Raw genomic sequence first — 9044 nt, forward strand, 5'->3', positions numbered from 1 at the left:
TCGACTGGCACGACCCGACGGTCGTTGCCGCACTCCCCGACGAGATGGCGATTTCGGCTATTACCGCTGCCGAATTGGCTGCCGGGCCGCTACTTGCCACCACGCCAATCGAGGCGGCCAAGCGTCAGGGCCGATTACAGGAAGTGGAGTCGAGGCTGGAGCCCATCCCGTTCGACGGGGCCGCCGTGCGCAGTTACGGGCTCGTCGTCGCCGCGGTGGTGCGTGAAGGCCGAAAACCTCGCAGTAGGTTCGCGGATCTCTTGATCGCTGCGACGGCGCACGCCAATCGCCTGGATCTGTACAGTCGAAACGCCGAGGACTTTTCTGGGCTCGAGGAACTGATCCGTGTCGTGGCCGTCTGACTGCCAGATCCGAACCTACCCGGCGCAACGACCGTTATGCGGTCCAGCAGCTCGTCACACCAGCGGGCGGCCGGTCCGCATCCGCCAGCGCAGGTCCCACATCAGCGTCCGGAATGGTAGCTGCCGCAGCGGAGTTGGCGTCAGATTGTTGACCACCCGCAGCAGGCCGATGAGCGCATCGAAGTACCGCTGTTTGCCCTCGCTCCACGGCAGCTTCATCTCATCGCGGAACCGTTGTGGCAGAAAGCCGGTGGTGACGAACAGCATCGGAACCTCCACCAGCTTGTGCAACGGGCCGGGCAGAGTCACCCCGCGCATCCGGACCGCGGCGATCTTGTACAGGTAGTCGCGGACGGTGTCGTCGATGTGGATGTTGGTGTTCAGCTGCTCCTGCCAGTACTTGTCGAACGCATCCCGGTCCGGTGGCCACATCTCTTCGCTCACCTGGAGTGCGGTGCCCAGAGTTTTGGCTTGTTGGTATTGCCGGTCCGCGTCGTCGTCGTCCATTTCGCCGTAGAACATCCGGTACAGGTCGACCAACCCCTTATACAGGCACGCCGCCACCCACAACTGCAATTCGGGGTCGAAGGCGTTGTACTGCACCGGGCTGTCTTTGGTGGACCGAACCTGACGGTGCGCCACGTCGATCGCTACCTGAAACGCCTTGATCTCGTCATCGGTGCCCATGGCAACGACGGCGATATAACCGATCGTGGTGCGGGCCCGCTTGAACGGGTGGATGTCGGCACGCCCACTGTCGACCGGGCTCTCGACAACGCCGTAGCCCACACCGGGCCGCGCCAATTCCATGATCACGTTGGCGGAGCCGGACAGCAGTGAGAGCGCGAACAGGCCATCGGCCATGTTCATGCCCTGCTTCGATTTGGGGGCACGGCGCCGATTCGGGTCCGGCGGCTCGCCGACTGGGCGCTCCACCTGCGGAACCTGGGCGCTGACCGTCACGGCTTCACCTACCCCAGATTGTGAGAACAAGTGTTTCCTAATATTGCCCCCGATCTGGCCGGGTGTCAATATGGTCTGGATGGTTTCAGCCAAGATATCCAGCGCGCGCCCCTACGCCGGCGTCGACGCGGCCGACCGGCTGGCCGCACGCCGGTCCCGGCTGCTGGAGGCCGGTCTGGACCTGCTGGGTGCCGACCGCCCGCAGATCGCCGAGTTGACCGTACGCGGCATCTGCCGGGAAGCCGGCCTGACCGCGCGCTACTTCTACGAGAGTTTCGCCGACAAGGACGAGTTCGTCAGCGCGGTGTTCGACACGGTGATCACCGACCTGGCTATGCGCACGCGGGCGCTGGTGGCCTCGGCGACGCCTGCCGATCAGACCCGAGTGGGCATGGCCAACATCGTGCGAACCATCGCCGGCGACGCCCGGATCGGACGGCTATTGTTCGGCGTACACCTGAGCAACGCCGTAGTGGTGCGCAAACGGGTGGAATCCAGTGCGCTGCTGGCGATGTTGTCCGGCCAGCATGCCGTTGCCACACTGCATATTCCGGAGAACGACCGGATCAAGGCGGCCGCACACTTCGTGGTCGGCGGGGTGGCGCAGACTATCAGCGCGTGGTTGGCCGGCGAGGTGCGCTTCGGCCCCGACCAGCTGGTCGACCAGCTGACGGCACTGGTAGACAAGTTGAGCGACCCGACGCTCTACCGTGGCTGACCGGTCTTTTCGGCTCGGAGGTCTGCTGCGGTGCGCGGCTCGACACTCACATCGCTCTCGGTGAACTCTCTTGTCCAGCAGGCGAATTCAAGGGTTATACCGTCAGGGTCCTGGAAGTAAAAGGACCGCACGTACACGCCCGGATGCACGGTCGCCGAAACCTGCATCTCGGACTCGTCGTGATTGAGCACCGGGCCGACCCGCACCCCTTTGTCTTTGAGCCGCTGCCGGTAGGAGTCGAACTTCTCGACCGGAACGTGAAACGCCAAGTGGTTCATCGTGCTGACCGCGCTGGTGATATCCCCGATGCCCGGGAGAGCGGCCGGCGACGATACTCCCGGCACCCGGTCCGGCGCGTCGGCGAACCAGAAGAACGCGACACAGTCCCCGTTTCCGGCGTCGAAGAAGAAGTGCTGGCCCATCCCACCGGGCAGGTCCAGCGCCTTGACCAACGGCATGCCCAGGATGTTGCTGTAGAAGTCGACGGTGCGGGCCATGTCCGAGCAGACCAGCGCGACATGGTTGATCCCGCCGAGTTCGAACTCACTGTTGGTGTTGTGCGGCTTGATCATTGCACGACTCTCCTGGCAAGGTTCGTTCTCGAATCTAACATCAGGGCACAGCGTGTCACACCAGGCCGCTTCGGGTAGCCAGGATCAAGGAGTGGCCCATGACCAGCGCACCGGAGATCGTTCGGGAGTTCGTCGGGCTGCCGTCGCCCAGCGCCCAACGGGCCGGCGCCGGCGGGCACCCGTGCCAGGGACTGTATCACCGCAGCACCGGGAGCACACCGAAGGTTGCGGTGATCGCCACCCACTACCAGATCGACTTCTCCGAGCACTACCTCGCCGATTACCTTGCCGCCCGCGACATCGGGTTCCTGGGCTGGAACACCCGCTTCCGCGGCTTCGAGAGCAGCTTCCTGCTCGATCACGCGCTGGTCGACATCGGTGTAGGGGTGCGCTGGCTGCGGGAGGTGGCCGGTGTGGAGACCGTTGTGCTGCTCGGTAACTCCGGTGGAGGTTCGTTGATGGCGGCCTATCAGGCTCAGGCGATCGACCCGAACGTGCGCCCGCTGCCCGGCATGCGGCCAGCGCCGGGGCTTACCGAACTGCCCGCCGCCGACGGCTACGTCGCCAGCGCGGCACACCCCGGCCGGCCCGACGTGCTGACCGCCTGGATGGACGGCGCCGTCGTCGACGAGAACGACCCGGTGGCCAGCGATCCCGACCTCGACCTGTTCGACGGCCGCAACGGTCCGCCGTATTCACCGGAGTTCATCACCCGCTACCGGGCTGCGCAGGCCGCGCGCAATCACGCCATCACCGATTGGGTGGAGACCGAGCTCGAGCGGGTGCGCGCGGCGGGCTTTTCGGACCGGCCGTTCACGGTGATGCGCACCTGGGCCGACCCGCGCATGGTCGACCCGACGTTGGAGCCCACCAACCGCACGCCGAACATGTGTTACGCCGGTGTCCCGGTCAAGGCCAACCGGTCCGCGTACGGTATCGCGGCGGCCTGCACCCTGCGCAACTGGCTGGGCATGTGGAGCCTGCGGACCGCCCAGACCCGGGCCGAGCCGCACCTGGCCCGAATGCGCTGCCCGGCGCTGGTGATCAACGCCGAAGGCGACACCGGCGTGTTCCCGTCTGATGCGCAACGCATCTACGACGCGCTGCCCGGCACCGACAAAACACGGTGCGATTTCGATACCGACCATTACTTCACCACTCCGGGCGCCCGCGACCGCCAGGCCGATGCCATCGCCGGGTGGATCACCGAGCGGTGGTGCTGACGGTTCTGGCTGGACGTCGGCAGCTGCCGCAACGTCGCCGAACGCGGCCGATACCCTGACTCAGGTAGTCAACCAACCGACCGGTTAGTACATTGAGGATTGTCGGCACCACGCAGTTGCCGCCACCAACGGAAGGCGCGTCAATGCCCATAGCGATCACCTCTGAGCATCAAGACCTCGCTGCTTCGGTGCGGTCTCTGATCGCGCGGGAAGTGCCGTCAGAAGCCCTGCACGCCGCGATGGAAACGCCGCCAGAGCAGACGATGAACCCGCCGTCGTACTGGCAGGCCGCCGCTGAGCAGGGCCTGCAGGGTGTGCACCTAGCCGAATCGATCGGCGGGCAGGGCTTCGGCATCCTGGAGTTAGCCGTGGTGCTGGCCGAGTTCGGCTACGGCGCGGTGCCCGGCCCGTTCGTGCCGTCGACGATCGCCAGCGCACTGATCGCTGTGCACGACCCCAACAGCGATGCCCTCAAAGGTCTGGCGTCCGGCGCAGCCATCGCCGCCTACGCATTGAACTCCGGGCTGACCGCCACCGGGCACGCCGATCGATTGGTGATCCGCGGCGAGGCCCGAGCTGTTCCGTCGGCGGCCCAGGCGTCGACGCTGGTGCTGCCGGTGGCGATCGACGGCAGCGAGACATGGGTGGTGCTGCGCGCCGACCAACTCGAGATCGAGCCGGTGGCCAGCGTTGACCCGTTGCGACCGATTGCGCACGTGCGGGCCAACGGCGTCGAGGTGCCCGAGACCGCCGTGCTGGGCAACCTGGGTCGTGCCAGCGCCCGTGCGCTGATCTCCACCCTGCTCAGCGCGGAGGCGGTCGGCGTCGCGCGGTGGGCCACCGACACCGCGTCGGCCTACGCCAAGATCCGCGAGCAGTTCGGCCGGCCGATTGGCCAGTTTCAGGCCGTCAAACACAAGTGCGCCGAGATGATCGCCGACACCGAGCGGGCCACCGCGGCGGTGTGGGACGCCGCGCGGGCGATCGACGAGGCCAGCGGCGCTTCGGCGGCGGAGTTCGCGGCGGCCGTGGCAGGCACCCTGGCGCCGGCCGCCGCCCAGCGCTGCACCCAGGACTGCATCCAGGTGCACGGTGGCATCGGCTTCACCTGGGAGCACGACGCGGGCGTGTACTACCGGCGCGCGCTGATCCTGGCGGCGTCGTTCGGCCGCGGCGCCGACTACCCGCAGCGGGTCGTCGACACCGCCACCAGCACCGGGCTGCGCAAGATCGACATCGACCTGTCCCCCGACACCGAGCAGCTACGGGCTCAGATCCGCGCCGAGGTGGCCGCGCTCAAGGCCATCCCGGGCGAGCAGCGCAACGTCGCGATCGCCGAGGGCGGTTGGGTGCTGCCGTATCTGCCCGAGCCGTGGGGCCGGTCCGCCAGCCCGGTCGAGCAGATCATCATCGACCAGGAGTTCACCGCCGGGCGGGTGAAGCGGCCGTCGATGGGCATCGCGGCGTGGATCATCCCGTCCATTGTCGCGTTCGGCACTCCCGAACAGCAGCAACGGTTTCTGCCGCCGACTTTTCGCGGCGAGATGCTGTGGTGTCAGCTGTTTTCCGAGCCGGGTGCCGGCTCCGACCTGGCCGGTCTGACCACCAAAGCGACGAAGGTGGACGGCGGCTGGCGGATCACCGGCCAGAAGATCTGGACCACCGCGGCGCAGTTCTCGGGGTGGGGTGCGCTGTTGGCGAGAACCGACGCCTCCGCACCGAAACACAATGGCATCAGCTACTTCCTGCTCGACATGAAAAGCGAAGGGGTGCAGGTTCGCCCGTTGCGTGAACTCACCGGGGGGGCGATGTTCAACACCGTGTTCATCGACGACGTGTTCGTCCCGGACGCATTGATGCTCGGCGAGGTCAACCGCGGTTGGGAGGTCAGCCGCAACACCCTGACAGCCGAGCGGGTTTCCATCGGCGGCAGCGAGGCGCCGTTTCTGGCCAGCCTGAACGAGCTGGTCGAGTTCATGCGCGACGGGCAGTTCGACCAGATCGAGCAACACCAAGCCGGGCGGCTGATCGCCGAGGGGCACGCGGCCAAGCTGCTCAACCTGCGCTCGACCCTGCTCACACTGGCCGGCGGCGACGCAATGCCGTCGGCGGCGATCTCCAAGCTGTTGTCGATGCGCGCCGCCCAGGCCTACGCCGAGTTCGCCGTCCGGACGTTCGGCGGTGACGCCGCGATCGGCGACCCCGAACAGTTGGCCGGCAAGTGGGCCGGGTATCTGCTCTACAGCCGTGCTTCCACGATCTACGGCGGCACCTCGGAGGTGCAGCTCAACATCATCGCCGAACGTCTGCTGGGCCTACCGCGCGACCCGTAGGTACTACGCTCGGTATGCAACCCCAAGCACCTCCGCCAGCCCCGCCAGCTTTCGGTCTCGGGTCCACAGCGCTGCGTCTGGCGTCAACCGGGTGGCGGCAAGCAGTTGCGCATCGACATAGCCAATGCCACCGATATCACGGCCCGCCAGACGTTCACGGCTGATCAGGCCCAGCACCTCCGCCTCGGTCGCTACAGCGGCTTTCGGCAGCCGTAGCATCAACTGCGCTACCGGGGAGTCTTCACGCAGGCCGCCGAGGACGATTTCGCCGAGCACCCACGGGTGTGACAACACCACGTTGCGGTCAAGCAGATCGGATAGGTGACGGTCCGTCGACCGCAGGTGATCCACCCAGACCGAGGTGTCGGCCAGGATCACCGCGATGTCCTGCGCCGCGGCGGCGCAACGATCCCCATTTCGCTGCCGCCGAGGCGGGCGAGCCGGCGTGCGGCCTCACGCTCGATCAGCGCCTCAATGCCGGTTCGCACCAGGGCCGATCGCTCATGGATTCCGGTGAGCCGTTCCGCCTCGGCCATGAGCTCGTCGTCCACCGTCACCGTTGTCCGCATGCATCAAATGTAACATCAGCTGATGTTTGAACCTATGCGCGGCTAATGTCGACGCCGTGACCAATCCATGGCTGCCCGGTCGCCGTCGCAACGCAGCTGCGGCCACCGGCGAGCGCGAAACCCTGCAGTCGTTCCTGGACGACTACCGGGACATCGTGGTGCGCAAGGTCGCCGGGCTCTCCGAGGTCGACGCCCGTCGTCACCTGGTGCCCTCGCAGACGACGGTGGGCGGTCTGGTCAAGCATCTGCGCTGGGCCGAGTACGGCTGGTTCGACCAGCTGCTGAACGAACGCGTCGACGACAACCGCCGGCTCCATGAGCGCGCGTGGGAATTTGACTTCCTGCCCGAGGAGTCGCTCGACACGCTGGTGGCCGAGTATCAAGAGCAGTGCGAGCAGTCCCGGCAGAACGCCGGGCGGTATCCGCTGGATCATCTGGTGCCGCACCGCCATCTCGGTCAAGTGTCGCTGCGCTGGATCTGCGTGCACATGATCGAGGAAACCGCCCGGCACGCCGGGCACCTCGACATTCTGCGCGAACAGCTCGACGGCGCAACCGGTTTCGACGGGTAGCTTCCCGCGCGAGCGTGCGTGTTCCCGGCGGCACGCCCGGCGTGCCGCCCGGGGACACGCACGCTCGCCGGATAAGGGGGAGCTACATCTCGCGCAGCTCGCGTTTGAGGATTTTGCCGGTGGGGTTGCGCGGCAACTCGTCGAGGAAGACCACGTCGCGGGGCACCTTGTAGCGGGCCAGATGCTCTTTGACGTAGAGCTTGACGGCGTCCTCGTCGAGGTTGGCGCCCTCCTTCTTGACGACGAAGGCCCGCAGCCGCGCGCCGAAGTCGGAGTCCTCCACCCCGATCGCGGTCGCCTCGATGACGTCGGGGTGCCCACTGATCAGGTCTTCGACCTCGGCGGGGAAGACATTCTCGCCGCCGGAGACGATCATCTCGTCGTCGCGGCCGCTGACGTAGAGCAGACCGTGCTCGTCGAAGTAACCGACATCCCCGGAGGACAGCAGACCGTCGACGATCTGCTTGCCGCCGCCGCCGGTATAACCCTCGAACGGAAACGCGTTGCCGACGAAGATCCGGCCCACCTGGCCCTGCACCAGCTCATAGCCGTTGTCGTCGAGGATCTTCACCTTGACTCCCTTGACCACCGGCCCCACCGTCGACGGGTCGAACTGCAGGTCCTCGGGCCGCGCGATGGTGGCGAACGCGACCTCGGTGGAGCCGTACATGTTGTAGACCACCGGCCCCAGGTCTTTCATCGCCCGGGTGGCCAACTCGGCGCCGAGCTGCGAGCCGGAGACGAACACGATCCGCAACGCCGACAGGTCGGCGCGCTCGGTCTTCTCCAGCTGATCCAGGATTCGGGACAGCATCACTGGGACGACGACGATCGCGGTCACCCGGTGCCGCTCCAGGTCTTCGAGCACCGTCGCCGGCTTGAAGCGCCGCCGTAGCACCAGCGTCGAGCCCAGGAACATCGCGAGGGTGGCGTGCAGGTACCCCAACGCGTGGAACATCGGCGACGGCAGCGAGGTCACCTCGCCGGCCTTGAACGGAACGAGCGACAGGATCCCGCCGATAGGCATCAGCGTCGGCGGGGTCTTGCGGTTGGCACCCTTGGGAGTGCCGGTGGTGCCGCTGGTCAAGATGATGATCGACGCATGCCTGGTGGCCTTGGGTGCGGGGGCTTTGCTGCTGCGGGCGATCAGCTGGGCCAACGTCTCATCGGTGCTGCCGGACGGCTCCGGGTTGTCCGGGTTGACCCCAAGCGCCCGCAGTTTGCCCAGCGGCGGATCGGCCGCGGCGACGGCAGCGGTGTACTCGTCGTCGTAGATGATCACCTGGGCGCCCTCGCGCTCGGAGACGTCCTTGATCTGCGGACCAGAGAACTCGCTGTTGAGCATGATGATCCGGGCGCCGACCCGGGCGCAGCCGTAGTTGGCGATGAGAAACCAGCGGTGGTTGCGGGCCAGGATCGCCACCCCGTCGCCGCCGCGCACCCCCAGCGCAATCAGGCCATTGGCCACCGCGTTGGCGGCCTCGTCGAGTTCTTTGAAGGTCAGCGTGCCGTCGTCGTCGATGATCGCGGTCCGGTTCGGGTTGCGCCGGGCGTTGAGGGCAGTGATCATGCCCAGCTCGCCCCAGCGCACGCCGTCGACGACCGCCCCCGCGATATTCTGCGGCGCCCCCAGCTGCAACGCGCCGGCTTCGAATATCTTGCGGATATAGTGCAGTTCGGCAGAACCGCGTTCGGCATATTGCTGGAGTCTGGCGGCGATCTGCCCAGGCAG

At 66.7% G+C, this 9044-nt stretch carries 10 protein-coding genes; 5 read left to right on the forward strand and 5 right to left on the reverse strand.

Annotated elements, in window-relative coordinates; genetic code table 11:
• On the forward strand, positions 1-362 hold a 362-nt coding region (locus AC2VOP_RS21340), incomplete at its 5' end, for a PIN domain-containing protein (RefSeq protein ID WP_486962818.1).
• A 54-nt stretch (positions 363-416) separates the two neighbouring features.
• Here the strand turns inward: AC2VOP_RS21340 and AC2VOP_RS21345 are convergent.
• Positions 417-1325, reverse strand: coding sequence for an oxygenase MpaB family protein (locus tag AC2VOP_RS21345; protein ID WP_486962819.1), 909 nt, complete (start codon positions 1323-1325; stop codon positions 417-419).
• Positions 1326-1404: 79 nt separating this feature from the next.
• Between AC2VOP_RS21345 and AC2VOP_RS21350 the strand changes: the two genes are divergently transcribed.
• Positions 1405-2043, forward strand: coding sequence for a TetR/AcrR family transcriptional regulator (locus AC2VOP_RS21350; RefSeq protein WP_486962820.1), 639 nt, complete (start codon positions 1405-1407; stop codon positions 2041-2043).
• Here the strand turns inward: AC2VOP_RS21350 and AC2VOP_RS21355 are convergent.
• Entirely contained in the window at positions 2031-2615 is a 585-nt protein-coding gene (locus tag AC2VOP_RS21355) for a VOC family protein (protein ID WP_486962821.1), read from the reverse strand. The genes AC2VOP_RS21350 and AC2VOP_RS21355 overlap by 13 nt on opposite strands.
• Positions 2616-2713: 98 nt before the next feature.
• Here AC2VOP_RS21355 and AC2VOP_RS21360 point away from each other — a divergent pair, with 98 nt between their 5' ends.
• Entirely contained in the window at positions 2714-3838 is a 1125-nt protein-coding gene (locus AC2VOP_RS21360; protein WP_486962822.1) for an alpha/beta hydrolase, read from the forward strand.
• Positions 3839-3981: 143 nt separating this feature from the next.
• Positions 3982-6171: an acyl-CoA dehydrogenase family protein gene (locus tag AC2VOP_RS21365; RefSeq protein WP_486962823.1), complete on the forward strand. Its 2190-nt coding sequence runs from the start codon at positions 3982-3984 to the stop codon at positions 6169-6171.
• A 3-nt stretch (positions 6172-6174) separates the two neighbouring features.
• Here AC2VOP_RS21365 and AC2VOP_RS21370 read toward each other — a convergent pair whose 3' ends face one another.
• A complete protein-coding gene (locus AC2VOP_RS21370) occupies positions 6175-6549 on the reverse strand; it encodes a type II toxin-antitoxin system VapC family toxin (RefSeq protein ID WP_486962824.1) in 375 nt (124 codons plus the stop codon).
• Positions 6546-6740, reverse strand: coding sequence for a type II toxin-antitoxin system VapB family antitoxin (locus AC2VOP_RS21375; protein WP_486962825.1), 195 nt, complete (start codon positions 6738-6740; stop codon positions 6546-6548). The genes AC2VOP_RS21370 and AC2VOP_RS21375 overlap by 4 nt, the downstream gene beginning before the upstream one ends.
• A gap of 56 nt (positions 6741-6796) precedes the next feature.
• On the opposite strand from AC2VOP_RS21375, the gene AC2VOP_RS21380 reads away from it, so the two are divergent.
• Positions 6797-7312, forward strand: coding sequence for a DinB family protein (locus tag AC2VOP_RS21380; RefSeq protein WP_486962826.1), 516 nt, complete (start codon positions 6797-6799; stop codon positions 7310-7312).
• A gap of 82 nt (positions 7313-7394) precedes the next feature.
• Here the strand turns inward: AC2VOP_RS21380 and fadD2 are convergent.
• Positions 7395-9044 (reverse strand): long-chain-fatty-acid--CoA ligase FadD2 (gene fadD2 / locus AC2VOP_RS21385; RefSeq protein ID WP_486962827.1); only part of this gene is annotated, 1650 nt, incomplete at its 5' end.

Source organism: Mycobacterium sp. TH-M106, from assembly GCF_057473765.1.